Origin of the sequence: Massilia sp. GER05, from assembly GCF_052056005.1 — a bacterium.
In the GTDB taxonomy this organism is placed as follows: Bacteria; Pseudomonadota; Gammaproteobacteria; order Burkholderiales; family Burkholderiaceae_D; genus Telluria; species Telluria orientalis.
In genome coordinates this window covers 2,920,009-2,946,101 of sequence record NZ_CP178858.1, presented here as the reverse complement: position 1 = coordinate 2,946,101, position 26,093 = coordinate 2,920,009, and the positions used below count along the sequence as shown (strand labels likewise).

The window sequence follows — 26,093 nt, the reverse complement described above, 5'->3', positions numbered from 1 at the left end:
ACGGTTCCTGGACTGGTCATCGGGCAACGATGGTCCAGTATATACCCAGGAAGTCCGCGCGAACCGGCCTGCCCTGCCTCAGATCACCATGAAGTCGGTGCTGGCCAGCGCCAGGTTGACGCCGACGATGGCGAACTTGACGGCCGCGCCCGCCCCCGAACCATCGGCGTCGTAGTACAGGGCGCCGCTGGCCTTGTCGTACTGGATGTAGTCGTCCGCATCGAGGGCCGCCGAACCGATCACCCTGAAATTGTTGGCCCCGAGCGTCCCCGTGGCCGCCAGCTTCGTGAAGATCGCGTTTTCCAGCCGGAGCTTGTCCTCCCCTTTCGAGAAGTCCTCGATCCGGACGACATTGGCCGTGGCGCTCAGCGCCGTCGTGAACACGAACGCGTCGCTGCCCGCGCCGCCGAACAGCACGTCGTTGCCGCCCATGCCGTTGAGGACGTCGTTGCCCTCGCCGCCATGGATGACGTTGACGCCGGCGTTGCCGGACAAGGTGTCGTTGTAGTCCGACCCGATCAGGTTTTCGATGTTGACCACGGTGTCCGCGCCGGAAATCCCCGCCGCGGTCGTCTTCACGCCGGCCGCGCCCAATGCCAGCGCCACGCCGGTCGTGCCGGACGTGGTGGCCGTTTCGAACGACAGCGTGTCGATGCCGGCGCCGCCGTCGATCGCGTTCACGCCCGAACCGGCGATGATCAGGTTGGCCAGCGCATTGCCGGTGCCGTTGATGGTCCCGCCCAGCAGGGTCAGGTTCTCGACGTTGAGGCCCAGCACGTGGCTGGCCGACGCCACGACCTCGTCGATCCCGCCCGCCGCGGATGCGTTGGTCTCGATCACGATGTCGCCGGCATTGTCGACGTAGTACGTGTCGCTGCCGTCGCCGCCGCCCAGCGTGTCGCTGCCGCTGCCGCCGTCCAGGGTGTCGTCGCCGGCATCGCCGTTGAGCCGGTCGGCACCGCCGCCGCCCGCGAGCACGTCGTCGCCGGCGCCGCCCATCAGGGCGTTGTCGGCGCCATTGCCGGTCAGCTTGTCGGCGAAGCGCGAACCCGACACGTCCTCGATGCTGACGAGCGTATCCGTGTTGCCCCAGTTGTCGGTCGCGACGCCGGTGGCCAGGTTGACTTTCACGCCCACGCCGCTGATCGGGAGTGCGCCGTAGTCGTTGGTGTACGAGACGAGGTCGCGACCGTCGCCGCCGTCGATCGTGTCGTTGCCGGTCCCGCCCGCGAACGCGTCGACGCCGCTGCCGCCCTGCAGGACGTCGCTGCCATTGCCGCCGTCGAGCCAGTCGTTGCCGTCGCCGCCCGCCAGCGTGTCGTTGCCGTCCTGGCCGAACAGGTCGTTGTCGCCCGCGCTTCCCGTGATGAAGTCGCCATAGCGCGAACCGGCGACGGCTTCGATGCCGACGAGCTTGTCTGTGTTGCCCCAGTTGTCGGCCGCGACACCGGTCGCCAGGTTGACGACGACGCCCTTCCCGGTCGGCGCGATGCTGCCGTAGTCGTTGTCGTAGGTGACGTTGTCGCGGCCATCGCCGCCGTCGATCGTGTCGTTGCCCGCGCCGCCGGACAGCTGGTCCGTACCGATGCCGCCCAGCAGGCTGTCGTTGCCGGCGCCGGCGTCGAGCCAGTCGTTGCCCGCGCCGCCGGTGAGCGTGTCGTTGCCGTCGTCGCCGTAGAAGCTGTTGTCGTTGGCGTCGCCGGTCAGGACGTCGCCGTAGCGCGAGCCGGACACGTCCTCGATGCCGACGAGCTTGTCCGTGTTGCCCCAGTTGTCGGTCGCGCTACCGGTCGCCAGGTTGACGATGACGCCCTTGCCCGTCGGCGCGATGGTGCCGTAGTCGTTGAAATAGGTGACGCGGTCGCGGTCGGCGCCGCCGTCGATCGTGTCGTTGCCGGCACCGCCCGACAGCTGGTCCATGCCGAGGCCGCCCAGCAGGCTGTCGGCACCGTTGCCGCCGTCGAGCCAGTCGCTGCCGGCATCGCCGGAGATCGTGTCGTTGCCGTCGTCGCCGTTCAGGCTGTTGTCGGCCGCGTTGCCGGTCAACGTGTCGGCATAGCGCGAACCGGACACGTCCTCGATGCTGACGAGCTTGTCCGTGTTGCCCCAGTTGTCGGTCGCCACGCCCGTGACCAGGTTCACCGCCACGCCCTTGCCGGTGGGCGCCGGGCCGCGGTAGTCGTCCGAATAATTGGCGCGGTCGCGGCCGTCGCCGCCGTCCAGTGTGTCGTTGCCGCTGGTCCCGGTCAGCATGTCCGACCCGCCGGCACCCGCGATGCTGTCGTTGCCTTCTTCGCCCCACAGGTAGTTATCCTGCGCATCGCCCGTGATGACGTCGGCGAAGCGCGAGCCGGTCACCTCTTCGATGCCGACGAGCTTGTCCGTATTGCCCCAGTTGTCGATGGCGACACCCGTTGCGAGATTGACCGTCACGCCCTTGCCGGTGAGCCCGGTGACGGGGTACTCGTAGTTGTAGTTGACGCGGTCGTGGTCGGCGCCGCCGTCGAGCGTGTCGTTGCCGGCGCCGCCCGTCAGCTGGTCGAACCCGGCGCCGCCCGTCATGCTGTCGGCACCGTTGCCGCCGTCGAGCCAGTCGTTGCCGGCATCGCCGGAGATCGTGTCGTTGCCGTCGTCGCCGTTCAGGCTGTTGTCGGCCGCGTTGCCGGTCAGGACGTCGCCGTAGCGCGAGCCGGACACGTCCTCGATGCCGACGAGCTTGTCCGTGTTGCCCCAGTTGTCGGTCGCGGTGCCTAGCGCCAGGTTGACGACGACGCCCTTGCCCGTCGGCGCGATGGTGCCATAGTCGTTGAAATAGTTGACGCGGTCGCGGTCGGCGCCGCCGTCGATCGTATCGTTGCCGGCGCCGCCCGACAGTTGGTCCATGCCGAGACCGCCCAGCAGGCTGTCGGCACCGTTGCCGCCGTCGAGCCAGTCGCTGCCGGCATCGCCGGAGATCGTGTCGTTGCCGTCGTCGCCGTTCAGGCTGTTGTCGGCCGCGTTGCCGGTCAACGTGTCGGCATAGCGCGAACCGGACACGTCCTCGATGCTGACGAGCTTGTCCGTGTTGCCCCAGTTGTCGGTCGCGCTACCGGTCGCCAGGTTGACGATGACGCCCTTGCCCGTCGGCGCGATGGTGCCGTAGTCGTTGAAATAGGTGACGCGGTCGCGGTCGGCGCCGCCGTCGAGCGTGTCGTTGCCGGCGCCGCCCGTCAGCTGGTCGAAGCCGAGGCCGCCCAGCAGGCTGTCGGCACCGTTGCCGCCGTCGAGCCAGTCGCTGCCGGCATCGCCGGAGATCGTGTCGTTGCCATCCTCGCCGCGCAGGTTGTTGTCGACCGCATTGCCCGTGATGGCGTCGCCGAAGCGCGACCCGGACACGTCTTCGATGTTCAGGAGCGTATCCGTGTGGCCCCAATTGTCCGTCGCGATGCCGGTGGCCAGGTTGACCTTGACGCCCAGGCCCGTGACCGCCACGTTCACGGTGCCGTCGAAGGTGTCGTCCATGTAGTTGGCCGTGTCGCGGCCGGCGCCGCCGTCGATCGTGTCGTTGCCGCTGCCGCCGAAGAAGGTGTCGCTGGCGTTGCCGCCGGTGATCTTGTCGTTGCCGCCGCGCGCGAACACGTAGCCGCCCTGGTCCGACAACTGGATGAGGTCCGCGCCCGCGCCCGTGTGGATGTTGCGGATGCCGGTCAGCGTGTCGGTGCCGACGTCCGCGCCGGTGGCGACGCCCGTCCGCAGGTTGATGGTGACGCTGGTGGTGATGCCCTCGTACATGACGACGTCGTCGCCGCCGCCGCCGTTGACGGTGTCGTTGCCCTTGCCCGGGCGGAACCAGTTCTGGCCGGCCGAGCCGACCAGCGTATCGGCGAATGCGGAGCCGGTGATGTGCTCGATGCCGGTCAGCGTGTCCGTATTGCCCCAGTTGTCCCTGGCGGTGCCCGCTGCCAGGTTGACCGACACGCCCGCCGGGCCGGCCGAATAGTCGACGGTGTCGCCGTACGCGCCGTTGGCGCCGCCATCCATCGTGTCGTTGCCGGCGCTGCCGACGAGGACGTCGTCGCCGGCGCCGCCCGTCATCGAATCCGCGCCCGCGGTGCCGGCCAGGCGGTCGTTATTGACGGTGCCGCCGACGAGCGCCAGCGTGCCGGCAAAGGCCGGCGCCGCCAGCGGCCGGGCCGTGATCGTGCCCACGTGCGCTTCCAGATGCCAGTCGCCGCCCAGCGCGGCCGCACCGGTCAGGCCGGTCGACGCCGCCACGTCGCTGCCCGTGTAGTCGGACAGCTGCTCCAGGAAGGCTGCGCCGGCCGCGCCCTGGCCGACTTCGCAGCCGTACAGCAGGATGTCGCCCGCCGCGGCCAGGCTGCGGCCGATCGTCGCGAGCGCGCCGGCATGATGCGCGAGCACGCCGGCGGTCACGACCGTGCTGCCCAGCACGATCCGGCCGGCGCTGCCGTGCGAGACGATGTGGATGGCGGCCAGGTCGCGCTCGGCCGCCAGCGCGGCGGCGATCTGGAGCAGGCCATCCTGCTCGTCATCCAGCACGACGACGCGTGCGTGGCCTGCGGAGGCGGCGATGTCTTCCCAGCCGGCGATGGCGGGATCGATGAAAACGACTGCACGGGAATGGCTCATGGACTCTCTCGGTTTTTATAATTGATCTGGAAATTATAGCCATTCTGATTTCCAAAGTGCAATTTTATTTAGCATTTGTGCAAATGTGCGCCCCCAGCAGCAGATCGACGGCCGTCCGCACGCCGTCCTCTTCCCGCATCGCCTGCCCCACGCGCCGCGCTTCCTCCCGCATGGCCGGCTGCGATGCCGCGGCCACGGCCTGCACGAGGCGCGCGCTGTCGAGCCCGGCCGCCGGACAGGCCGCGGCGATCCCGCGCAGCGCCATGCGCCGCGCCCAGAAGAACTGGTCGCCGGCGAACGGCACGACGACGGACGGCACGCCCGCACGCGCCGCGGCGTGGCTCGTGCCCGCGCCGCCGTGATGCACGACGAGCGCCGTGCGCGGGAACAGCCAGTCGTGCGGCGTGTCGTCCAGCACGTACACGTCGGGCGGCAGGCGGGATGAATCGATGCCGCTCCAGCCCGGATGGAACAGCACGCGCCGCCCGCTGGCCACGGCCGCGATCGCATCGACCAGGGTGCCCTGGGCGATGCCCGCCATGCTGCCGAAGCCGATGTAGACGGGCGCGGGCCCGGCCTCCAGGAAGTCCAGCAACGCGCGCGGCGGTGTAAAGCCCTCCCCCGCCGGCAACTGCCAGACGCCCGTGACCGCGACGTTCGGCGGCCAGTCGGCCGGGCGCGCCAGCAACGTGGGGGAGCAGCCGACGAGCAGCGGCATGTCGCGCCAGGGTTGCTTGCGCGGCGGGGTGCCGAACACCCGCGCGCGGGCACGGTTCAGTTCCGGGCCGAACATCGACCACGCCATCCGTTCGAACGCGCGGTGGGCCAGCATATTGGCCCAGCCCGGCAGGCGGTGCATGTTCAGGAACGGCGGCGCGAATTCGCGCGTGGGCGTCATCGGCCACATCGCGGCGCCGATGCACGGAATGCCGAGCCCCGCCGCCACCGCGAGGCCGACGAAGCCGGCCAGTCCCGAATACACGATCAGGTCGCTGCCGCGCGCGGCCGTACACGCCGCTTCCATCCACGGCAGCGTGTTGTCGCGCGCGAGCGTCGCGCAGGCGCGCATCAGGCGGGACATGCTGGCGCCATCCTTCAGCAGCGCGCCGAACGCGCCGCCCGGCTGGAACGCGCCGCGCATGTCGCCGGCCAGTGCGGTGAACGGAATGCCAAGGGCCTGCGCGCGCGGGGCGCCCGCGACGTCGGCCAGCACGTGCGCCTCGTGGCCCCGGTCGGCGACTTCGCGCGCCAGCGCCAGCAGCGGCCGGGTATCGCCTTCGGTGCCGTAGGTGAGAAAAGTGATCTTCATGGTCGTGCCTCGTTCGGAAAGGCACGATTGTCGCCGGCGGACGTCAGCCCGGCTTGTATAAACCCGACATCACAGCCGATAGGGCCAGTATTCGGGATCGGTCTCGATGTGCGCTTCCAGCCGCGACGGCGGCAGGAAGGCCAGCTCGCGCAGTTCGCGCGCCATGTGGGCCTGGTCGGCATAGCCCAGTTCCGCGGCCAGGTCCGCGAGCGATCGCGCCGGCGCATGCGGGTCGCGCAACGCGTAGACGGCCGCGTTCATGCGCTGCAGGCGGCGCGCCTGCGCGGGGCTCAGGCCCACGCGGGCCCGGTATTGCCGCTGCGTCTGCCGCGCGCCGACGCCCAGCTCGGGCGCGGTGGCGGCGATGCTGCGCAGGCTCGCGCCGAGCTCCGCATCCCAGCGTCCGCGCACGGCGTGCCAGCGCTCGCCCAGCCGCGCTTCGATCCATGCCGCCTGCGCGGCGTCGTCGGCGCACGCGCGCAATGCCTGCGGCCAGTCCGCCCAGGTGTCGTCGAGCAGGCCGTCGGCGGGGTCGTTGCGGTCCTGGAGCGCCGCCGGGGAGAGCCCCGTCAACAACGCGAAGGCATCCGGATACAGCACGATGCCCACCGTGCGCAGCGGCGCGAGCGTGAGCGACGCGATCGGCCGCGTGCGCGGCCCGGACACGATCAGGTCGGACATGGCGCGCAATTCACCGTCGTCGCCGGGCAGCGCGGCGGCGCCCTCCGTGAAAAAGTTCAGGCTGCAGTACACCATCGCCGGGAACCGGTTCAGCTGCGGCTGCGCCGGCGGCCACGGCTCGTCCACGGTCGAATAGAAGCCGATGCCGTGCAGGGCCTCGGCCAGCTCGCCCTGCGGATGGTGCATCCACGCGTGCATGCGCTGCGGCTTATTGCACGTCGAGCAGTTCGACGTCGAAGATCAGGTTGGCGTTCGGCGGGATCGGGCCCGCGCCTTCCGCGCCATAGCCCAGCGCGGCGGGAATGACGAGCGTGCGCTTGCCGCCCACCTTCATGCCGTCGACGCCCTGGTCCCAGCCCGGAATCACCATGCCGCTGCCGAGGCGGAACGTAAACGGCTTGCGGCCGATGGAGCTGTCGAATTTCTCGCCATGGTGGTCGGGCGCGTCCGGCAGGTACAGCCAGCCCGTGTAGTTGACGGTGACGTGGGAGCCGGCCCTCGCTTCGGCGCCCGTGCCGGCGGTCGTGTCGATCTTCTGGAAGCTGATGGCGGAGGTGTCGGCCTTCACCGGGGCGGCCGGCGCCTCTTCCCGGCGCTTGCAGGCGGCGAGGGACAGCGCGAGTGCGAGGCCGAGGAAGCCGGCGCGGATCATCGGGGTCATGTTGAATCCTTGAGGTTATAAAGTCTTGACGAAGGCGCGCACGCCGCCCAGCAGCATCTCGATCGACATCGCGGTCAGGATCAGGCCCATCAGACGCTCGAACGCCGTCATGACCTGGGTGCCCAGCACCTTCTGCAGGCGCTCGGCGCCGAGGAAGACGGCGAGCCAGATGATGGCGACGGCCGCCAGTGCGGCCACGTGCACCATCACCTCCTCCACCGACTGCGACGTGAACAGCAGCACGGTGGCCAGCGCGGACGGCCCGGCCAGCGCGGGAATCGCGAGCGGCACGATGAACGGCTCGCCGCCTTCGCTGCGGCCGAGCACGCCGTCCGGATGCGGGAAGATCATGCGGATCGCGATGATCAGCAGGATGACGCTGCCGCCGATGCGCAGCGAGATGTCGGTGAGCTGCAGCGCCGCGAGGAAGTGGCGGCCGAAGAACATGAACAGCAGCAGCAGGAGAAAGGCGATGGCGCATTCGCGCACGACGATGCGCGGGCGGCGGGCCGGGGCCACGTCCTTCAGCGCCGTCACGAACAGGGGGACGTTGCCGAAGGGGTCGGTGACCAGCAGCAGCAGGATGAAGGTCTGGAAGAAGCTCTGGGTCATGGATGAATTGTTATTGTTCTGCGATCAGAGAATCTTAACCGATCATTGGATCGTAGGGTGGGCACCCCGTGCCCACCCCACAAAAGCAAAAGGCGATGCCAACGGCACCGCCCTTTTGTTTTCGCATCTGCGTGAATCAGTTCTGCTCGAACTTCTTCAGCCACGACGACAGCTGGTGCGGACGCAGCCCGTCGTAATCCTCGAACGGCTGGTGGATCCACGGATTGTGCGGCAGGTCGACCAGGTGGTAATCCGGCTTGATCGACGACGTGCCCTTGACCCAGATGACGGCCGAACGCACTTCGGTGACGTCCTGGTAGTTCTCCTGCAGGTGCTCGCGCACGCGCATCAGGGTGACGCCCGAATCGGCCAGGTCGTCGACCAGCAGGATGCGGCCCGCGAGCGGGCCCTTGGTCATCGTCATGTACTTGGCGATGTCCAGGTCGCCCTGCTTCGTGCCCGCTTCTTCGCGGTACGAGCTGGTCGACAGGATCGCCAGCGGCACGTCGAAGATGCGCGAGATCGCGTCGCCCGGGCGCACGCCGCCGCGCGCGAGGCACAGCACCATGTCGAACTTCCAGTTCGATTCGTACACCTTGAGCGCCAGGCGCTCGATCAGGCGGTTGTATTCATCCCAGGAGACCCACAGGTCCTTGTCGGTCGAGGAAGGCGTCGTCATTTGGATTATCCTAGTTTTTGCTTATGGCTAACTTCTGCTTGTGGCTGATGTCCCCGCCCCACGGGTGGCGCGGCGGGGACGATGTTTCATATCAGGCTGCGAACGGGTGGCGCAGCACGATGGTTTCTTCGCGATCCGGACCGGTCGACACCATGTCCACCGGGACGCCGACCAGTTCTTCGATGCGCTTGATGTACGCACGCGCGTTGGCCGGCAGCTCGTCCATCGACTTGGCGCCGACGGTGGTGCCCGTCCAGCCCGGCATCTCTTCGTACACCGGCACGCAGGCCGCGGCTTCCTCCGCGCCGACCGGGAAGATGTCGACGTCGCGGCCGTCGATCTTGTAGCCGGTGCACAGCTTCAGCGTGTCCAGGCCGTCCAGCACGTCCAGCTTGGTCAGGCACATGCCCGACACGCCGTTGATCTGCACGGAGCGGCGCAGCAGCGCGGCGTCGAACCAGCCGCAGCGGCGGGCGCGGCCCGTCACGGTGCCGAACTCGTGGCCGATGCGCGACAGGTGTTCGCCCACGCCGGCGTCCGTCGGCAGTTCCGACGGGAACGGGCCCGAACCCACGCGGGTCGTGTAGGCCTTGGTGATGCCCATGATGTAGTGCAGCATGCCCGGACCGACGCCCGAACCGGCGGCGGCGTTGCCGGCCACGCAATTCGACGAGGTGACGAACGGGTACGTGCCGTGGTCGACGTCCAGCAGCGAGCCTTGCGCGCCTTCGAACAGCAGGTGGCCGCCGGCGTTGTGCGTCGCGTACAGCGCGGACGACACGTCGCCGACCATCGGACGCAGGCGCGGCACGAGGGCCATCGCGTCGTCGTACACCTTCTGGAAGTCAAGCGCCTGGCCGCCCAGGAAACCGGTCAGCACGAAGTTGTGGTATTCCAGGTTCTCGCGCAGCTTCTCGGCAAAGCGGGTTTCGTTCAGCAGGTCGGCGATGCGGATCGCGCGGCGCGCGACCTTGTCTTCGTAGGCCGGGCCGATGCCCTTGCCCGTCGTGCCGATCTTGTTGACGCCGCGTTTGGCTTCGCGGGCGACGTCGATGGCGACGTGGTACGGCAGGATGACCGGGCAGGCTTCCGAGATCTTCAGGCGCGACGCGACTTCCACGCCGGCCGCTTCCAGCTTGTCGATCTCGCGCATCACGTCCGGTACGGAGACGACGACGCCGTTGCCGATATAGCAGGCCACGCCTTCGCGCATGATGCCCGACGGGATCAGTTGCAGCGCGGTCTTCTGGCCCTTGATCACCAGCGTGTGGCCGGCATTGTGGCCGCCCTGGAAACGCACCACGCCGGCGGCATGGTCGGTCAGCCAGTCGACGATCTTACCCTTGCCTTCATCGCCCCACTGGGTGCCGATGACAACGACGTTCTTAGCAGTATTTGACATCATTAACCTAAGTTTTTGAGAATCCAATTTCCTTGTTCGAGGACGAGCACACGGTCGCACTCGAACTCGTCCTGTACATTGTCGTGACCCGGCATGGACTGGATCACCACTTCGCCCGCTTTGCGCAGTTCAGCGATTTTTTCGCGCAGCTCGGGCGCGTTGCCCCAGGGGGCACGAATGGAGTGCTTGCGCTCGGCCGTCGGCAGCAGCCGGGCCAGTTCGCGCAGGTCGAGCGAGAAGCCCGTGGCCGGACGCGCGCGGCCGAAGGCTTCGCCCACGTGGTCGTAGCGCCCGCCCCTGGCCACCGCGTTCGGCAGGCCCGGCACGTACAGCGCGAACATGGCGCCGCTTTCGTACTGGTAGCCGCGCAGGTCGGCGAGGTCGATCGCGATCTGGGCGCGGCCCAGCGCGGAACCGGCCAGCGCGGCGAGTTCCGCCAGCGCGCGGGCGATCCCCGGCAGCGCCGGCAGCACATCCTTGGCGCGGGCCAGCACGTCGATGTCGCCGTACAGGTTCGGCAGCGCCAGCAGCGCGGCGCGGGTTTGTTCGTTGTAGCTTACCGTTGCCTCTTCCAGGCCCGGGACGTCCTTCGAGCGCAGCAGCGAGTACAGCAGCTGCTCGTCGCGCTTGGCGGCGGCATCCTCGGCGAGGATCGCGCGCAGCACGCCGACGTGCGACAGGTCCAGGCGCGGCTGTTCGAAGCCGGCCAGCGCGAGCGACGCCAGCGCCAGTTCCTGGATCTCCGCGTCCGCTTCGAGGCCGGCGTGGCCATAGATCTCGGCGCCGATCTGCAGCGGCTCGCGGGTCGCGTGCAGGCCGGACGGCTGCGTGTGCAGCACGCTGCCGGCATAGCACAGGCGGGTGACGGTGTCGCGGTTCAGCAGGTGGGCGTCGATGCGGGCGACCTGCGTCGTCATGTCGGCGCGCAGGCCGAGCAGGCGGCCGCTCATCGAATCGACGAGCTTGAAGGTGCGGAAATCGGTGTCCTGTCCGGCGCCGGCCAGCAGCGAATCGACGTATTCGAGCAGCGGCGGCATCACGAGTTCGTAGCCGTAGGTACGGAAGGTGTCGAGCATCAGGCGGCGCAGCTCTTCGATCTTGCGCGCTTCGGACGGCAGGACGTCGGCGATATTCTCGGGCAGGAGCCAGGTGGGCATGGGCAAAGCGGGTCGGGTTATTAAAAGTCGGACAACATTCGGGCAGCATGAACGCGGCTTTGCACGCGTTCATTCCGCCGAATCGACGATTTTAACCGAAAACGCCGGGCGGTTGGCGATGAAACGAATGCCAACGTTGCCGATACTCCACGTGACCGTGACGCGTGGGCACGGGGTGCCCACCCAACGGCACCATGGATTCGTAGGGTGGGCACCCCGTGCCCACCGATTGCGGCAGCGATTATTTTCCGGCGCCCGGGCCCTTGAAATACTTGAGGAACTCGGAACTGGAATCCAGCACGATCACGTCGTTGCGGCCCTTGAACGTGGCCTTGTACGCTTCCATCGAGCGGTAGAACCGGTAGAACTCCGGGTTCTTGCCGAACGACTGGGCATAGATCTGCGACGCCTGCGCATCGCCTTCTCCCTTGATCGTCTCGGCGTCGCGCTGGGCGTCGGCGAGGATCACGCTGCGCTGGCGCTCGGCGTCGGCACGGATCGTCTCCGCCTCGGCCACGCCCGTCGCGCGCAGTTCGTTCGCCACGCGCACGCGGTCGGCCTTCATGCGTTCGTACACGGCATTGTTGACCTGGTCGATGAAGTCGATGCGCTTCAGGTGCACGTCGACGACTTCCACGCCGAGGTCTTTCGCTTCCGGGGCCAGGTCGGCGCGCACGGCATTCGCCACGTCCGTGCGCTTGCCGCCCGCCAGCACGTCGGCCAGGCTGCGTTTGCCGATCTCGGCCGTGAGCGCATTGCGCACGAGCTGGTTCAGGCGCTCGCCGCCGCGGTCGGCGTTGCTGCCGATGGCGATCACGTACTGGCGCGGATTCACGATGCGCCATTTCACGAACGCATCGACGAGCAGGTCCTTCTTTTCCGCCGTCAGGAAGCGCTCGCCGTCGGGCGTGTCGAGCGTCTGCAGGCGTTTATCGAGGAAGACGACGTTCTGGAACGGCGGCGGCGCCTTGATGTTCAGGCCCGGTTCCTGGATGACCTCGCGCAGTTCGCCGAGCGCGTACACGACGGCGTAACGGTGCTGGTCGACGACGAACACGGACGACGACACGAGCGCCACCGCGATGGCGGCGCCGATCAGGATGGCTAACAGACGGCTCATCAGCGGCTCTCCCGTTCGCGGCCGGTGTCGCGGCTGCGCAGGTCGCGCGTGCGGTTCGATTCGCCGGCCGAGACTTCCGTCTGCGGCTGCGGCTGCGGCTGCGCCAGGGCCGGTGCCGGCTGCTGCGCCGGGTTCTGCTGCGGTGCCATCATCGGACCGGAATTGGCGCCGCGCGCCGCCTCGTTGGCCGTCGACTGGGCCAGCAGGCGGTCGAGCGGCAGGTAGATCGTGTTGTTGCCGCTCTTGGCGTCGATCATGACCTTGCTGGTGCTGGAAAGAATTTGCTGCATCGTCTCGATATACATGCGGTCGCGCGTGACGGCCGGGGCTTTCGCATACTCGGCCACGATCTTGTCGAAGCGCGCGGCGTTGCCGGTGGCGACGCTCACCACGCTGGCGCGGTACGCTTCGGCATCCTGCAGCAGGCGGGCGGCCTTGCCCTTCGCCTGCGGGATGACCTCGTCGGCAAACGCCTGCGCTTCGCTGCGCGCACGGACACGCTCCTCCTGCGCCTTGCCGGCGTCCTCGAACGCGGCGGCGACCTGGTCGGGCGGCTGCACGGACTGCATCGTCACGCCGACGATCTCCGCGCCCATCTTGTAGCGGTCGGCCAGGCGCTGGATCGCTTCGCGCGCTTCCGCCGCCAGCTTGTCGCGGCCCGTGTACAGGACGGTGTCCATCTTGTGCTGGCCGACGAGTTCGCGCACGACGGTCTCGGCCGAGTCACGGATGGTCTCGACCTGGTCGCGGTTGTTGAACACCCACGCGACCGGGTCCTTGATCTTGTACTGCACGGAGAACTGGACGTCGACGATGTTCTCGTCGCCCGTCAGCATCAGCGCTTCGCTCGGCTGCTTGTTGCGCACATTGGCGCGGTAGCCGATCTCGGTCGTCTGCACTTGCGCCGTGTTGACGGTCTCGTGCGACTGGAACGGCGCGGGCCAGCGCCAGTTGAAGCCGGCGCCCGTCACGTGCGACAGCCGGCCGAACGTCGTGACGATGCCGACCTGCCCTTCCTGCACGATGAACGCGCCGCTGGCGAGCCAGATCAGGAGGGCGATGGCGCCGACGACGGTGGCCGTGAGGCCGACGCCGCGCGCGTCCGGACGAAACGGACCGCCGTCGCCGCCGCGCTTGCCGCCGAACAGCTTGTTGAGGCGCTGGTTGAAATCGCGCCACAGCTGGTCGAGGTCGGGCGGACCGTCGTTGTCGTTCTTGTTGTTATTGTTCGGGCGGCGGCCCTCGTTCGACTTGGGGTTGTGGCCCCAGCGCGGATCGTTCAGCGAGAACACGGGAACGCCGGCCTTGCCCGCGCCGGCGTGACGACCGGTCGGCGCGAGCCGCGCGCCGATCCGTTTGATCAGAGAAACAAGCATAGACTAGTGTGGTCCGGGATGGGGAGTCGCGGGCATGAGGTCGGGGTGCTCGTCGACAACCGGCACAACGGCCGGGCTGCCGGCCGCCTCGACGATCGCGTCGCGCAGCAGATCGAGGCCGGCGCCGCTCCGGGCGCTGATGAAAACGCGGCTGATCTTACCATATTCATCACGCTCGATCTCCGGCTCGAGGCCGGCCGCATCGATCTTGTTCCAGACCAGGATTTGCGGGATATGGTCGGCGCCGATCTCGCGCAGGACCTCGTTGACCTGCTCGATCTGCTCCATCCGCACGGGAGAAGCACCGTCGACGACGTGCAGCAGCAGGTCGGCGTGGATGGTTTCTTCCAGCGTGGCGCGGAAAGCGGCGACCAGCTGGTGCGGCAGTTCGCGCACGAATCCGACGGTATCGGACACGACCACGTTGCCGGTATCCGGACCGAGGTACAGGCGGCGCGACGTCGTGTCGAGCGTTGCGAACAGCTGGTTCGCGACGTACACCCCGGCCTTCGTCAGGGTGTTGAACAGGGTCGACTTGCCGGCGTTGGTATAGCCGACGAGCGACACGGAAAAAGTCTGGTTGCGCCCGCGCGAACGGCGCTGGGTCTCGTGCTGCTTGCGCAGCTTGGTGAGACGGGTGCGCAGCATCTTGACGCGCTCGCCGATGAGGCGGCGGTCGGTCTCGAGCTGGGTTTCACCGGGACCGCGCAGGCCGATACCGCCCTTCTGGCGTTCCAGGTGGGTCCAGCCGCGGATCAGGCGCGTGGCCAGGTGCTGCAGCTGGGCCAGTTCGACCTGCAGCTTGCCCTCGTGGCTCTGCGCGCGCTGCGCGAAGATGTCGAGGATCAGGCTGGTACGGTCGACCACGCGCACATTGAGCCGCCGCTCCAGGTTACGCTGCTGGGCGGGCGACAGGGCGTGGTTGAAAATGACGATCTCGACCTTGTCGGCGAGAACGGCCTGCGCGATTTCGTCGGCCTTGCCGCTGCCGACGAAATACGCAGGATCGGGACTGTTGCGCTTCGCGGTGATCGTGCTGATCGGTTCGGCCCCAGCCGAACGCGCCAGCAGGGCCAGTTCTTCCAGGCTGGCTTTGAAATCGCCAGCGTTGAAATCGATACCGACCAGGGCGGCGCGCATGGTGTTGCCGGAAACGTCAGCCATCGACCTCACTCGGCGTCTTGTTCGAGGTTGAGATTGACCGCACGGGCCGGAACGACGGTAGAGATCGCATGCTTGTACACCATTTGGGTGACGGTGTTACGCAGGAGGACGACGTACTGGTCGAAGGACTCGATGTGGCCCTGAAGCTTGATCCCGTTGACCAGGTAGATCGAGACGGGGACGTGCTCTTTGCGCAAGGCGTTGAGGAATGGGTCTTGTAACAGTTGCCCTTTGTTGCTCATGACAGCTCCGTGATGTTGTTGTCGTATAAAAATTGTGGCGGGATGCCGGATTTCAAGTGGCTGCGCCAACATTCTCAAGCTGTGAATGTTCGCCCAAGCTAACTGTAACCTGTTTTGCTCTTTTTTGTCGTACTGCTATGGTTAAACCTGGCTTAAAACCCGCGCGGAAAACATTTACCGCAAATGGGTTACGCACGTTGGGTGGGCACCCCGCGCCCACGCGTGACGTTCGCATTCCGTTGGCGTTACGCGTGGGCGGAGGGCCGCCCACCCTACTCCTTGGCGAACGGATTCTTGCCGCTCTTGAGCTCGATGCGCAGCGGCGTGCCAATGAGATCGAACGTATCGCGGAAATGCTTTTCCAGGTAACGCTTGTACGGTTCCGTGACGCCATCCAGCGCATTGCCGTGGATGACGATGATCGGCGGGTTCTGGCCGCCCTGGTGCGCGTAACGCATCTTCGGGCGCGTGCTGCCCTTGCGCTTCGGCTCCTGCTTCTCGATCGCTTCCTGCAGCGCGCGCGTCAGGCGCGGCGTGGACAGCTTCGCGGTCGCCGCGGCGTACGCCGTGTCGATCGCCTTCATCAGGTGGTTGATGCCGGTGCCCTTCAGCGCCGAGATGAATTTCGTCTCCGCGAAGTCGAGGAAGTTCAGCTTGCGGTCGATGTCGTTCTTGACCTGGTCGCGCACGTCGGACGTCAGGCCGTCCCACTTGTTGACGGCGACGACGAGCGCGCGGCCCGTCTCCAGGATGAAGCCGGCGATGTGCGCGTCCTGCTCGGAGATGTCCTGCTGCGCGTCCAGCATCAGCACGACGACGTTCGCTTCCGAGATCGACTGCAGCGTCTTCACGACCGAGAACTTCTCGATGGCCTCGAACACCTTGCCGCGGCGGCGGATGCCGGCCGTGTCGATCAGCGTGTAGTGCTTGCCGCCTTTTTCGAACGGGACTTCGATCGAGTCGCGCGTGGTGCCCGGCATGTCGAACGCGATCACGCGCTGCTCGCCGACAAGGGTGTTGATCAGCGTGGACTTGCCGACGTTCGGACGGCCGACCAGCGCGATCTTGACGCCGTAGTCGGCCGGATCGAACTCCTCGGCCTCCTCCGGACGCTGCTGGACGGCGACGTCGATGGCCTCGTTGACGAGGTCCAGCACGCCGTCGCCGTGGGCAGCGGAGATCACGTACGGATCGCCCATGCCCAGCTCGTAGAAATCGGCGGTCACGGACGTGTACTTCATGCCCTCGCTCTTGTTCACGACGAGCATGACCTTGCGGCCCGACTTGCGCAGGAAGTCCGTGATGGTCTTGTCGTGCGGCGTGAGGCCCTGGCGGCCGTCCACGATGAACATGACAATATCCGCCTCGGCGACGGCCTGGCGCGTCTGCAGCGCCATCTCGTGCATGATGCCTTCCTTGGCGACCGGCTCGAAACCGCCGGTATCGATGACCAGGAACGGACGTTCGCCCATGCGCCCTTCGCCGTAGTGGCGGTCGCGCGTCAGGCCGGGCAAGTCCGCCACGAGCGCGTCGCGCGAGCGGGTCATGCGGTTGAATAAGGTCGACTTTCCGACGTTGGGACGACCTACGAGTGCGATTACCGGCTTCATTGAATCTTATTCGACCGCGATGGCGGTCACGGTTCCATTTTGTGTTTGAAAAATCAGGTTCGAACCGACGACCAGCGGCGTGGATTCGATGGCGCTGCCGTCCGTGGCGGCGCGGGACAGGAACGAGCCGTCCTCGCGCGACAGGAAGTGCACGTAACCCTGGTAGTCGCCGACGGCGACGGCACGGCCGTACGACACCGGCGTGGACAGGCGGCGGTAGGCCAGCTTGTCGTTCTTCCACGCGCTCGTGCCGCTGTCGCGGTTGTACGCGTAGAGGGCGCCCTTGTCGTCCGGGACGAAGACGAAGCGCTGGTCCGCGGCGACGCCGACTTCCGACGACAGGTCGCGGGTCCAGCGCGGGCTGCCCGTGGCCAGGTCGAAGCAGCCGACGCGGCCCTGGTACGACACGGCGCACACGTCGTTGTCGATGACGACCGGCGTGCCGCCCATGTCGGTGACGCGCTCCAGTTCCGTCGCGCCGCGGGCGACGCCGACCTCGATCTCCCAGCGCGGCGCGCCGGTGGCGAGGATCAGCGACATCAGCTTGCCGCCCGGCTGTGCAACCAGCACGTCCTTGTCGTGGATGACCATGCCCGGCGCGAGGCGCAGCGTGAGCGCCGGTGCGTTGCGCTGCACGGTCCACTTCTTCTGGCCCGTCTTCGCGTCGTAGCCGACGATGCGGTTGTCGATGCTGCGCGCGACGACGATGCCCTGGCCCACGACCGGCGACGACAGGATCTCGGAAGACAGCTGGGCATCCCACAGCTTCTTGCCGTCCATGTCGAACGCCAGCAGCGTGCCCTTGGCGCCGCCCAGCACGATGACGCTGCCGTCCGTGCCGACGCCCGCCGTCAGGTCGATGCCGGCCTTCGTGCGCCAGATCTGGCGGCCGGTGGCCGCTTCCGCGCGCACGATGGTGCCGTCGCCCCCGGCCGCGATGATGGTGTTGTCGGCGACGGCGGGCGAGAACATATAGCTCTGCGACTTGCCGACTTCCAGCTTCCACGCCGTGCGCACGGCCATCGAACCTTTCAGGTCGACCAGTGGCGTGGGCTGGTTGCCCTTCGGTTTGGACGCGAACGGATTGAGCGAGGAGCAGCCCGCCATCAGGGCGAACATACCGACACCAACGAGCTTCCGGGTAATACGCATGTCTTATTTACCTTGTTATTTAAAAATACGTCGTCCCCGCGAAGGCGGGGATCCAATTTTTGCTTGCGTTACGGCGACGCTTGCAAACTTGGGTTCCCGCCTGCGCGGGAACGACGGTCTTCAGGCTGCTTTCGGTGCCGGCGCGCCGCCAATGGCATCCAGCTTGACCTGCACGACCTGGCGGCCCGGATGGTTCTTCTCCATCTTGTCGAGCGCCGCCTGGTACGCCGCGCGGGCTTCCGCCAGCTTGTTCTGCGCGACGAGGACGTCGCCCTTGCGGTCCTGCACCTCGGCCGCGAACTGCGCCGGGAACTCGCCGTTCAGCAGCGCCAGCGCCTGGTCGAACGCTTTCTCGTCCAGCAGCACGCCGGACAGGCGCAGCTTCGCGATCGCCTTGTACTCGTCGTCGCCATGGTCGACCGCCCATTGCAACTGGGCCTTCGCGGTTTTCAGGTCGTTCGCGTCGAACGCGGCCTTGGCGGCGGCCAGCGCGGCCATCGGCGCATAGGCGGTCGAGCCGAACTTGTTCTCGATGTCGCCCGTGATGCGCTGGACCTTGGCCGCATCCTTCGCTGCGATCGCTTCGGTCAGGCCGTCATACAGGCCGGACGCTTCCGCGGCCTGCGAGCGCTGGTGCGAGCCCCAGAAGTTCCAGGCGGCGTAGCCCCCCAGCGCGATGATCAGCACCCAGGTGATCAGGTTGCCAAAGCGGTCCCAGAAGGCCTTGAAATTGGCTATCTGTTCTTGTTCTTCGAGATCGTATGCCATGGACGTTCGTCTTCTTCGTTATCGTGTGTTGGGAAGTTCCCGCGTGTCTGCGCGGGTTCGGGAAGTTTCCGCGTGTCTGCGCGGGTTCGTAATTATGGATGGTAGTGCACGTGGTCGTGATCGTGGTCGTGGTCGTGGCCACCGACGATCTGGTCGACGATGAAGTCGACGGCTTCGTCGAACGGCACGCTCGTCTGCTGCTGGCCCCCTTCGCTGTCACGCAGCGATTTCACGGCGACGACGCCGTTGTTGACCTCGTCCTCGCCGATGATCACGGCGAACGCGGCGCCGGAACCGTCGGCCTTCTTCATCTGGCTCTTGAAGCTGCCCGCGCCGGCCGGGGTGGCGCAGTGCAGGACGACGTCCAGGCCCGCGTCGCGGATGCGCTCGCCGAGGATGAAGGCCTTCATCTGCGCGTCTTCACCCTGGTGCACGAGGTAGACGTCGCACTGGGCCGGCTCGGCCGGTTCGCCCTGCGCCTTCATCAGCTCGATCAGGCGCTCGATGCCCATCGCGAAGCCGATGCCCGGCGTCGGCTTGCCGCCGAACGTCTCGATCAGCGGATCGTAGCGGCCGCCCGCGCACACGGTGCCCTGCGCGCCCAGCATGTCCGTGACCCACTCGAACACGGTGCGGTTGTAGTAATCGAGGCCGCGCACGAGACGCGGGTTGACCGTGTACTGGACGTTGTTGGCATCCAGGATCTGCTTGAGGCCCTCGAAGTGCGCGAGCGATTCGCCGCCCAGGTAGTCCAGCAGCTTCGGCGCGTTGTTGACGAGGTCCTGCATCGCCGGGTTCTTCGTGTCCAGGATGCGCAGCGGGTTCGCGTGCAGGCGGCGCTTGGCTTCGGCGTCGAGGACGTCGATGTTCGCTTCGAAGTAGGCGATCAGGTCGGCGCGGTGGCGCTGGCGCTCTTCCGCGTTGCCGATCGAGTTCAGTTCGAGGCGGATGTTGTCGAGGCCCAGGTCGTCCCACAGGCGGCGGCACAGCATGATCAGTTCCGCGTCGATGTCCGGGCCGGAGAAGCCGATGGCTTCCGCGCCGAACTGGAAGAACTGGCGGTAGCGGCCGCGCTGCGGACGCTCGTGGCGGAACATCGGGCCCTTGTACCACAGGCGCTTCGGACCGTCGTAGGCCAGGTTGTGCTCGATGACGGCGCGCACGACGCCGGCCGTGCCTTCCGGACGCAGGGTCAACTGGTCGCCGTTCATCGAATCGGTGAAGGAATACATCTCCTTCTCGACGATGTCGGTGACGGCGCCGATGGCGCGCGCGAACAGGCCCGTTTCCTCGACGATCGGGGTGACGATCTTCTGGTAGCCGTAGCTCTTCAGCACGGATTCCGCGGTGTTTTCGAACAGTTCCCACAGCGGCGCGTCGGCCGGCAGGATGTCGTTCATGCCTTTGATGGCGACGATTTTCTCTTTTTTGTCAGACATATGCTTGTGCTTTCCATGCGTAGGGTGGGCTCCCCGATCCCACGCGTGACGGTTGCGTCATGTCGGCTTTTGCTTGGGCACGGGGTGCCCACCCTACGTTCAAACCGCTGTTTCGGCTGCTTTGCCGTAATTCTTCTGTACGTAATCGAGCACGATCGTCTTGAACTCATCCACGATCCGCTCGCCCCGCAGTGTAGCGACCTTTTGCCCATCCACAAAGACCGGGGCCGCCGGCGATTCGCCCGTGCCCGGCAGCGAGATGCCGATGTTCGCGTGCTTCGACTCGCCCGGCCCATTCACGATGCAGCCCATCACGGCCACGTTCATCGCCTCGACGCCCGGGTAGGTCTTCTTCCATTCCGGCATCTGCTCGCGCAGGAAGGTCTGGATGTTGTCGGCCAGTTCCTGGAACACGGTCGACGTCGTGCGGCCGCAGCCCGGGCACGCGATCACCATCGGCGTGAACTTGCGGAGGCCCATCGTCTGCAGGATTTCCTGGCCGACGACCACTTCCTTCGTGCGGTCGCCGCCCGGTTCCGGCGTCAGCGAGATGCGGATCGTGTCGCCGATCCCTTCCTGCAGCAGCACGGACAACGCAGCCGTCGACGCGACGATGCCCTTGCTGCCCATGCCCGCTTCCGTCAGGCCCAGGTGCAGCGCATAGTCGCAGCGCTTTGCGAGTTCGCGGTAGACGGCGATCAGGTCCTGCACGCCCGACACCTTGCACGACAGGACGATCTGGTCGCGCCGCATACCAATTTCTTCGGCGCGCTGCGCGTTCTCGATCGCCGACGTGATCAGCGCTTCATACATCACCGACTGCGCGCTCCACGGCTGGGCGCGGGCGGCGTTCTCGTCCATGATGCGGGCGAGCAGCGCCTGGTCGAGGCTGCCCCAGTTGACGCCGATGCGCACCGGCTTGTCGTAGCGGATCGCGGTTTCGATCATCTGGGCGAACTGGGTGTCGCGCTTGGCGCCCTGCCCCACGTTACCGGGATTGATGCGGTATTTCGACAGCGCCTGCGCGCACTCGGGATAATCGCGCAGCAGCAGGTGGCCATTGTAGTGGAAGTCGCCGACGAGGGGGACGTCGACGTCCATCCTGTCGAGCTGTTCGCGGATCGCCGGCACGGCGGCCGCCGCTTCCGGCGTGTTCACGGTGATGCGCACGATCTCGGAACCGGCACGCGCCAGTTCCTTGACCTGGATGGCGGTGCCGATCACGTCGGCCGTGTCCGTGTTCGTCATCGACTGCACGACGACCGGGGCATCGCCACCGACGATCACCTTGCGCGCGCCATGCCGTACGACCACGCCGCGGCTGGCGCGGCGCGCCAGCGGGCCGGAACCGATCGGGTCGTTGGCGTTGTTCGAAAAAGTCATCTCGTTGCTTCCGTTCTTACTGCAAATTCACGCGGGAGATCGTCTTGCCCGGCACTTGCGGCAGGGCGACTGCCGTGCCGCGCAGCGTGGCCGTGACGCCGCCCGGATTGCCCACCGTGACGCGCACCGGCTGGTCGACGCTGACCGTCTCCGTGCTGCCGCCCTTGACGAGGCGCGAGAACAGCGGCGCGCCGCCCTTGGCCGGACGGACTTCGATCCACGAATCCTCGCGCACGTTCAGCACGAGGGCGTTGGCGCCGGCGGCGGCTGGCGTCGGCGCAGCCGGCGCGGTCGCCGCCGGAGTCAGTGTTGCAGGCGACGTGGCGCCCGGCGCCGCGGCCGGTGCCGTGGGAACAGTCGTCGGCGGCGCGCCGGTCGCGGTCGTACCCGGCACATTGACGACGGCACCCGGTGCGGCAGTCGTTGCCGGCGCCGATGCGCTCGCGCTCGGACCCGGCACGGAAATCAGCGGCACGGCCGGATTCTGCAGGGCCTCGACGGAGCTGCCGTTGGCGGCCTCGGTCGAGGCACCGGTCGAGGCCGGCGTGACCGGCGTGACCACGGTGGTACCCGTTTCGGCGTGCTGGCTGCCCGGCACGAAGCCGAAGTGCCACGCCGCGGCAGCGGCAGCCACGACGACCACGACGGCGCCCGCGATCATCCCCAGCGGCAGGGACGAACGCTTGCCATGGCTCGGGAATTTCGATTGGGAGAACGAGGTCGGCGTCGGCCGGCGGTTCGCCGTGACGGCGCTCGTATCGGGCGCGGGCTCGGTCTCCATGGCGATCTGGGCCACCAGCGGCGCCGGATCGACCTTCACCAGCTTGGCGTAGGCCCGCACGAACCCACGGGTCACGGCCGGACTCGGCAGGGACGCGTAATCGCCCGCCTCCAGGGCGATGACCTGGCGCACCGCCAGTTTCAACTGGTCGGCCACCTGCTCGACCGACCACCCCATCGCCTCGCGCTGCGCGGCCAGGACCCGGCCGGGAACACCGTGCACAGGCGGTTGGTTGTCGGGCGTCGCCGGCTGATCTGCACGCTCGGAACTCATTGTCGTTGTCTCACTCACTAAATGCACCGCGCTCGAAGGCCGCGTACTCGGGCGAACCGGGGAAGCGCTTGCGCAACTGCGCCGCCAGCGAAGCTTCCGTGGCCCGGTCGCCGAGCATGTGCTTGACCCGGATGGCCAGCCACAGCACGTCGGCCGACAGCGTGTCGAGCTTCGCTGTCTCCGTCAGGCGGTTAATGAAAAACCCGGCGCGGGTGACATCGCGCCGCTCGAAATACACCCGGGCCAGGCCGGCGCTCGTCGCCGGCAGGTCGGGATCGTAACGCAGGGCGTCGAGCAGATAGCGCTCGGCCGCGTCGACGTTCTTCATCTTCAGGCTGCAGTTACCTGCGTTCACCATGGCTTTGACCGGCGTCGCGTAATTTGGATTCTTCAGCGCCGCGTCAAAATAGCCCATGGCCTCCGCCGGCTTGCCGCCGGCGTCGCACAGGAACAGCCCGTAATTATTCGACAGGTCCGGATTGCGCGGCGCCAGGCGCAGCGCGTGCCGGTAGTTCTCGTCGGCGAGACGGTTTTCGTTCATCGCCGTGTAGATCAGGGCGCGCACGCCGTACGCATCCGCATCGTCCGGGTCCGCGGCAATGGCCTGCTTGACCTCGTCCAGCGCGATCTCGTACTTGCGCTCCTGGTAATAGCCCACCGCCAGTTGCAGGCGGATCTGGGCGCGTTTTTCCGCGGCCGTCTGGTCGGACAGCGTCTTGAGCTCATGCGGTTCGCCCGCCATGCCGCCATTGCCGGCGCATGCCGACAACAGCAACGGCACAGCGAGTGCGCAGGCGACGCGTCCCGACAGCCGCGCCATCAGGACGAGATCTCCACGATCTTGCCGAAGTTCGGGCCGAATTTCTGCTGGTATTCCGCCATCTTGCTCATGCGCTCGTTCACGCGGGTACGGTCCTTGACCTCGCCCGCCAGCTGGCCGCAGGCGGCGTCGATGTCGTCGCCGCGCGTCTTGCGAATCGTCGTGACGAGGCCGGCATCCATCAGCACCTGCGCGAACGCCTTGATGCGCGGATTCTTCGAGCGCACGAGGCCGGATTCCGGGAACGGGTTGAACGGAATCAGGTTGAACTTGCACGACACGCCGACGATCGGGTCGTTGACGAGGGCGACCAGTTCGCGCGCATGCTCGTCCGTGTCGTTCACCCCGTCCAGCATGCAGTATTCGAACGTGATGAAGTCGCGCGGGGCAAATTCCAGGTAGCGCTTGCACGCGGCCATCAACTCGCGCAGCGGGTATTTCTTGTTCAGCGGCACGAGCATGTCGCGCAGCGGGTCGTTCGAACCGTGCAGCGACACGGCCAGCGCCACCGGGCATTCCTGCGACAGCTTGTCCATGTTCGGCACGACGCCCGACGTCGACACGGTCACGCGGCGGCGCGACAGGCCGTACGCATTATCGTCCAGCATCAATTTCAATGCGGTGACGGTCGGGTCGAAGTTCAGCAGCGGCTCGCCCATGCCCATCATGACGACGTTCGTGATCTGGCGCTCGCCTTTCGGCCCCGGCTCGATGCCCTTCGTGCGGCGCAGCTCGAACTCGGCCATCCACAGCTGGCCGATGATCTCGGACACGGAGAGGTTGCGGTTGAAGCCCTGCTTGCCCGTCGAGCAGAAGCGGCAGTTGACGGCACAGCCGGCCTGCGTGGAGATGCACAGCGTACCGCGCGTCTCTTCCGGAATGAACACGGTTTCGACGGCGTTGCCGTTGCCCACGTCGACGAGCCACTTGCGGGTGCCGTCGCTCGACGTGTGGTCGCTGATGATCGCCGGCGCACGCACTTCGGCGCGCGTCTTGAGCTTTTCGCGCAGCGACTTCGCCAGGTCGGTCATGTCGTCGAAATCGGCGACGCCGAACTGGTGGATCCAGCGCTGCAGCTGTTTCGCGCGGAACGGCTTCTCCCCCAACTCGGCGCAGTAAGCGACGAGCTGCGCGGGATCGAAGTCCAGCAAGTTGGTGAGAGTTGCCATGATTGAATCCTGTGCCTTCAAAATAAGTCCCGCCCGCCGGGCTCTTCGAGCATGGGCGAGCGGGATATTGCGATGTTAAATCAGCACGGGGCTGATCAACACAAAAAATTTGCTACGAAGATTAACGCGAGTAGACGTTCAGTGCCGGGAAGTAGTAAGCGATCTCGACAGCGGCGGTCTCGGCAGCGTCCGAACCGTGCACGGCGTTGGCGTCGATCGAGTCGGCGAAGTCGGCGCGGATGGTGCCCTTGTCGGCCTTCTTCGGATCGGTTGCGCCCATCAGTTCGCGGTTCTTGGCAATCGCGTTCTCGCCTTCCAGCACCTGGATCATGACCGGGCCCGAGACCATGAAGTCGACCAGATCCTTGAAGAACGGACGCTCTTTGTGGACAGCGTAGAAACCTTCGGCTTCGGCGCGCGACAGCTGGGCCATACGGGCAGCGACGATCTTCAGGCCCGCGCCTTCGAAACGGCTGTAGATTTGGCCGATCACGTTTTTAGCGACTGCGTCAGGTTTGATGATCGACAGGGTGCGTTCGATTGCCATTTAAAAACTCCAATAAAAAGAAAGGTTTAAATCGAGATTTGGGAACTCAATCAACCTTCTATTTTACCATACATCCGGGATGCCACCGATATTGCGCAGGGGCGACCGCGGATGATACAGTGACATCGGTTCGACCTCGTCCATGGCAGGGTGCGCGCTGGCCCTTAGGCAAGACTTAAAACTTGCGTTTCCAGCATATCCCCCCCCTGTTGACGCCGGGTCCCGTCCCCATATGGGGAGCAAAGCGATTTCTTCCAACGGAGGCATTATGATTCCCAGCCTGCAGAAAACCTACGACGTCTCGGCCATCCAGGCCACGCGTCACCGCGTGCTGCGCAACACTTACTGGTTGCTGGCACTGTCCATGATCCCGACGGTGTTCGGCGCCTATATCGGCCTGCAAATGGCCCTGCCGATCTTTGCCAGCGGCATGGGCGTGATCCTGTTCCTCGCGATCGCGTTCGGCTTCATCTTCGCGATCGAGAAGACCAAGAACTCGGCGGCCGGCGTACCGATCCTGCTCGCCTTCACGTTCTTCATGGGCTTGTGGCTGACGCCGCTGCTGCGCTTCACGCTCGGCTTTTCCAACGGCGGCACGCTGATCATGACCGCGTTCGCGGGCACCGCGGCCGTGTTCGCCACGATGGCGACGATCGCGACCGTGTCCAAGCGCGACTTCTCGGGCATGGGCAGCTGGCTGTTCGCCGGCGCCATCGTCGTGATCCTGGCCGGCCTGGCCAACATCTTCCTGCACCTGCCGGCGCTGATGCTGGTCGTGTCGGTGCTCGCGATGGTGATCTTCTCGGCCTTCATCCTGTTCGACGTGAACCGGATCGTGAACGGCGGCGAGACCAACTACATCAGCGCGACGCTGGCCATCTACCTGGACATCTACAACGTGTTCACGAGCATGCTGCAACTGCTGGGCATCGGCTTCGGCAACCGCGACTGATCTATCCGCTCGCATCGAAGAGCCGGCCTGCGGGCCGGTTTTTTATTGCCCCAATTCGGGGTCAGAGCACATTTCTGATCAATGTCCTGGCTCACAACGAAAACGTAACGCCGAGCCGTACCACCGCCATGCGACCGCCGCATCCCACTGCAGCACGCAGAGGAAAC

Annotated in this window: 22 protein-coding genes; 1 reads left to right on the top strand and 21 read right to left on the bottom strand. The window is 66.5% G+C overall.

Translation table 11 applies throughout. From position 1 onward, the window contains the following. Positions 1 to 78: 78 nt before the first annotated feature. From ACL58G_RS13135 to ndk, 21 genes are all read right to left on the bottom strand, one after another. Positions 79 to 4,629 (bottom strand): DUF4347 domain-containing protein, encoded by a 4,551-nt coding sequence (locus ACL58G_RS13135; RefSeq protein WP_440967260.1) that lies wholly within the window; start codon positions 4,627 to 4,629, stop codon positions 79 to 81. A gap of 64 nt (positions 4,630 to 4,693) precedes the next feature. Next, a complete protein-coding gene (locus ACL58G_RS13130) occupies positions 4,694 to 5,938 on the bottom strand; it encodes a glycosyltransferase (RefSeq protein WP_440967258.1) in 1,245 nt (414 codons plus the stop codon). A gap of 69 nt (positions 5,939 to 6,007) precedes the next feature. Continuing rightward, complete coding sequence (locus ACL58G_RS13125; protein WP_413384112.1) at positions 6,008 to 6,817, bottom strand: AraC family transcriptional regulator; 810 nt, start codon at positions 6,815 to 6,817, stop codon at positions 6,008 to 6,010. Between the two features lie 10 nt (positions 6,818 to 6,827). After that, complete coding sequence (locus tag ACL58G_RS13120) at positions 6,828 to 7,280, bottom strand: FKBP-type peptidyl-prolyl cis-trans isomerase (protein ID WP_440967256.1); 453 nt, start codon at positions 7,278 to 7,280, stop codon at positions 6,828 to 6,830. A 15-nt stretch (positions 7,281 to 7,295) separates the two neighbouring features. Further along, entirely contained in the window at positions 7,296 to 7,892 is a 597-nt protein-coding gene (locus ACL58G_RS13115) for a MarC family protein (protein ID WP_371766855.1), read from the bottom strand. A 136-nt stretch (positions 7,893 to 8,028) separates the two neighbouring features. Continuing rightward, entirely contained in the window at positions 8,029 to 8,571 is a 543-nt protein-coding gene (locus ACL58G_RS13110; protein WP_413342888.1) for a phosphoribosyltransferase, read from the bottom strand. Between the two features lie 91 nt (positions 8,572 to 8,662). After that, positions 8,663 to 9,976 carry an adenylosuccinate synthase gene (locus tag ACL58G_RS13105; RefSeq protein ID WP_371768021.1) on the bottom strand — a complete coding sequence of 438 codons (1,314 nt, stop codon included), beginning with the start codon at positions 9,974 to 9,976 and terminating at the stop codon, positions 8,663 to 8,665. Further along, entirely contained in the window at positions 9,976 to 11,130 is a 1,155-nt protein-coding gene (locus tag ACL58G_RS13100) for an ATP phosphoribosyltransferase regulatory subunit (RefSeq protein WP_413384109.1), read from the bottom strand. Before ACL58G_RS13100 ends, ACL58G_RS13105 begins: the two co-directional genes overlap by 1 nt. 241 nt (positions 11,131 to 11,371) lie before the next feature. Then, positions 11,372 to 12,250: a protease modulator HflC gene (hflC, locus tag ACL58G_RS13095; RefSeq protein WP_440967254.1), complete on the bottom strand. Its 879-nt coding sequence runs from the start codon at positions 12,248 to 12,250 to the stop codon at positions 11,372 to 11,374. Beyond that, on the bottom strand, positions 12,250 to 13,626 hold the full coding sequence (gene hflK / locus ACL58G_RS13090) for an FtsH protease activity modulator HflK (RefSeq protein WP_413384105.1): 1,377 nt from the start codon (positions 13,624 to 13,626) through the stop codon (positions 12,250 to 12,252). The genes hflC and hflK overlap by 1 nt, the downstream gene beginning before the upstream one ends. A gap of 3 nt (positions 13,627 to 13,629) precedes the next feature. Continuing rightward, positions 13,630 to 14,766, bottom strand: coding sequence for a GTPase HflX (gene hflX, locus ACL58G_RS13085; RefSeq protein WP_413341573.1), 1,137 nt, complete (start codon positions 14,764 to 14,766; stop codon positions 13,630 to 13,632). 29 nt (positions 14,767 to 14,795) lie between these two features. Then, a complete protein-coding gene (gene hfq, locus ACL58G_RS13080; protein WP_036168820.1) occupies positions 14,796 to 15,032 on the bottom strand; it encodes an RNA chaperone Hfq in 237 nt (78 codons plus the stop codon). Between the two features lie 272 nt (positions 15,033 to 15,304). Further along, entirely contained in the window at positions 15,305 to 16,642 is a 1,338-nt protein-coding gene (gene der / locus ACL58G_RS13075; protein ID WP_413341570.1) for a ribosome biogenesis GTPase Der, read from the bottom strand. Between the two features lie 6 nt (positions 16,643 to 16,648). Next, the gene (gene bamB / locus ACL58G_RS13070; protein WP_413384102.1) at positions 16,649 to 17,794 is read right to left on the bottom strand and encodes an outer membrane protein assembly factor BamB; all 1,146 of its coding nucleotides are present in this window, start codon (positions 17,792 to 17,794) and stop codon (positions 16,649 to 16,651) included. A 120-nt stretch (positions 17,795 to 17,914) separates the two neighbouring features. After that, on the bottom strand, positions 17,915 to 18,562 hold the full coding sequence (locus ACL58G_RS13065; protein ID WP_413384100.1) for a YfgM family protein: 648 nt from the start codon (positions 18,560 to 18,562) through the stop codon (positions 17,915 to 17,917). Positions 18,563 to 18,654: 92 nt separating this feature from the next. Continuing rightward, positions 18,655 to 20,001, bottom strand: coding sequence for a histidine--tRNA ligase (gene hisS / locus ACL58G_RS13060; RefSeq protein WP_440967250.1), 1,347 nt, complete (start codon positions 19,999 to 20,001; stop codon positions 18,655 to 18,657). A 99-nt stretch (positions 20,002 to 20,100) separates the two neighbouring features. Beyond that, positions 20,101 to 21,384, bottom strand: a complete 1,284-nt coding sequence (ispG, locus tag ACL58G_RS13055) for a flavodoxin-dependent (E)-4-hydroxy-3-methylbut-2-enyl-diphosphate synthase (protein ID WP_413384096.1) — start codon at positions 21,382 to 21,384, stop codon at positions 20,101 to 20,103. A gap of 16 nt (positions 21,385 to 21,400) precedes the next feature. Then, on the bottom strand, positions 21,401 to 22,438 hold the full coding sequence (locus ACL58G_RS13050) for a helix-turn-helix domain-containing protein (RefSeq protein ID WP_440967247.1): 1,038 nt from the start codon (positions 22,436 to 22,438) through the stop codon (positions 21,401 to 21,403). A 10-nt stretch (positions 22,439 to 22,448) separates the two neighbouring features. Continuing rightward, positions 22,449 to 23,258, bottom strand: a complete 810-nt coding sequence (gene pilW / locus ACL58G_RS13045) for a type IV pilus biogenesis/stability protein PilW (RefSeq protein ID WP_413384092.1) — start codon at positions 23,256 to 23,258, stop codon at positions 22,449 to 22,451. Further along, complete coding sequence (gene rlmN, locus ACL58G_RS13040) at positions 23,258 to 24,430, bottom strand: 23S rRNA (adenine(2503)-C(2))-methyltransferase RlmN (protein ID WP_440968030.1); 1,173 nt, start codon at positions 24,428 to 24,430, stop codon at positions 23,258 to 23,260. The genes pilW and rlmN overlap by 1 nt, the downstream gene beginning before the upstream one ends. Before the next feature lie 118 nt (positions 24,431 to 24,548). After that, complete coding sequence (gene ndk, locus ACL58G_RS13035) at positions 24,549 to 24,974, bottom strand: nucleoside-diphosphate kinase (RefSeq protein ID WP_036240108.1); 426 nt, start codon at positions 24,972 to 24,974, stop codon at positions 24,549 to 24,551. 268 nt (positions 24,975 to 25,242) lie between these two features. Here ndk and ACL58G_RS13030 point away from each other — a divergent pair, with 268 nt between their 5' ends. Beyond that, entirely contained in the window at positions 25,243 to 25,926 is a 684-nt protein-coding gene (locus tag ACL58G_RS13030) for a Bax inhibitor-1/YccA family protein (RefSeq protein ID WP_056132240.1), read from the top strand. Positions 25,927 to 26,093: the final 167 nt, after the last annotated feature.

What these genes read in the sequence shown, in the direction of transcription:
- ispG (WP_413384096.1), bottom strand. Translation starts at nt 21,384, where the DNA reads ATGACTTTTTCGAACAACGCCAACGACCCGATCGGTTCCGGCCCGCTG.
- hflC (WP_440967254.1), bottom strand. Translation starts at nt 12,250, where the DNA reads ATGAGCCGTCTGTTAGCCATCCTGATCGGCGCCGCCATCGCGGTGGCG.
- ACL58G_RS13135 (WP_440967260.1), bottom strand. Translation starts at nt 4,629, where the DNA reads ATGAGCCATTCCCGTGCAGTCGTTTTCATCGATCCCGCCATCGCCGGC.
- ACL58G_RS13050 (WP_440967247.1), bottom strand. Translation starts at nt 22,438, where the DNA reads ATGAGTTCCGAGCGTGCAGATCAGCCGGCGACGCCCGACAACCAACCG.
- ACL58G_RS13030 (WP_056132240.1), top strand. Translation starts at nt 25,243, where the DNA reads ATGATTCCCAGCCTGCAGAAAACCTACGACGTCTCGGCCATCCAGGCC.
- ACL58G_RS13115 (WP_371766855.1), bottom strand. Translation starts at nt 7,892, where the DNA reads ATGACCCAGAGCTTCTTCCAGACCTTCATCCTGCTGCTGCTGGTCACC.
- ACL58G_RS13065 (WP_413384100.1), bottom strand. Translation starts at nt 18,562, where the DNA reads ATGGCATACGATCTCGAAGAACAAGAACAGATAGCCAATTTCAAGGCC.
- ACL58G_RS13130 (WP_440967258.1), bottom strand. Translation starts at nt 5,938, where the DNA reads ATGAAGATCACTTTTCTCACCTACGGCACCGAAGGCGATACCCGGCCG.
- der (WP_413341570.1), bottom strand. Translation starts at nt 16,642, where the DNA reads ATGAAGCCGGTAATCGCACTCGTAGGTCGTCCCAACGTCGGAAAGTCG.
- hflX (WP_413341573.1), bottom strand. Translation starts at nt 14,766, where the DNA reads ATGCGCGCCGCCCTGGTCGGTATCGATTTCAACGCTGGCGATTTCAAA.
- hfq (WP_036168820.1), bottom strand. Translation starts at nt 15,032, where the DNA reads ATGAGCAACAAAGGGCAACTGTTACAAGACCCATTCCTCAACGCCTTG.
- ACL58G_RS13105 (WP_371768021.1), bottom strand. Translation starts at nt 9,976, where the DNA reads ATGATGTCAAATACTGCTAAGAACGTCGTTGTCATCGGCACCCAGTGG.
- ACL58G_RS13125 (WP_413384112.1), bottom strand. Translation starts at nt 6,817, where the DNA reads ATGCACGCGTGGATGCACCATCCGCAGGGCGAGCTGGCCGAGGCCCTG.
- pilW (WP_413384092.1), bottom strand. Translation starts at nt 23,258, where the DNA reads ATGGCGCGGCTGTCGGGACGCGTCGCCTGCGCACTCGCTGTGCCGTTG.
- hisS (WP_440967250.1), bottom strand. Translation starts at nt 20,001, where the DNA reads ATGTCTGACAAAAAAGAGAAAATCGTCGCCATCAAAGGCATGAACGAC.
- ACL58G_RS13100 (WP_413384109.1), bottom strand. Translation starts at nt 11,130, where the DNA reads ATGCCCACCTGGCTCCTGCCCGAGAATATCGCCGACGTCCTGCCGTCC.
- bamB (WP_413384102.1), bottom strand. Translation starts at nt 17,794, where the DNA reads ATGCGTATTACCCGGAAGCTCGTTGGTGTCGGTATGTTCGCCCTGATG.
- ACL58G_RS13110 (WP_413342888.1), bottom strand. Translation starts at nt 8,571, where the DNA reads ATGACGACGCCTTCCTCGACCGACAAGGACCTGTGGGTCTCCTGGGAT.
- ndk (WP_036240108.1), bottom strand. Translation starts at nt 24,974, where the DNA reads ATGGCAATCGAACGCACCCTGTCGATCATCAAACCTGACGCAGTCGCT.
- hflK (WP_413384105.1), bottom strand. Translation starts at nt 13,626, where the DNA reads ATGCTTGTTTCTCTGATCAAACGGATCGGCGCGCGGCTCGCGCCGACC.
- ACL58G_RS13120 (WP_440967256.1), bottom strand. Translation starts at nt 7,280, where the DNA reads ATGACCCCGATGATCCGCGCCGGCTTCCTCGGCCTCGCACTCGCGCTG.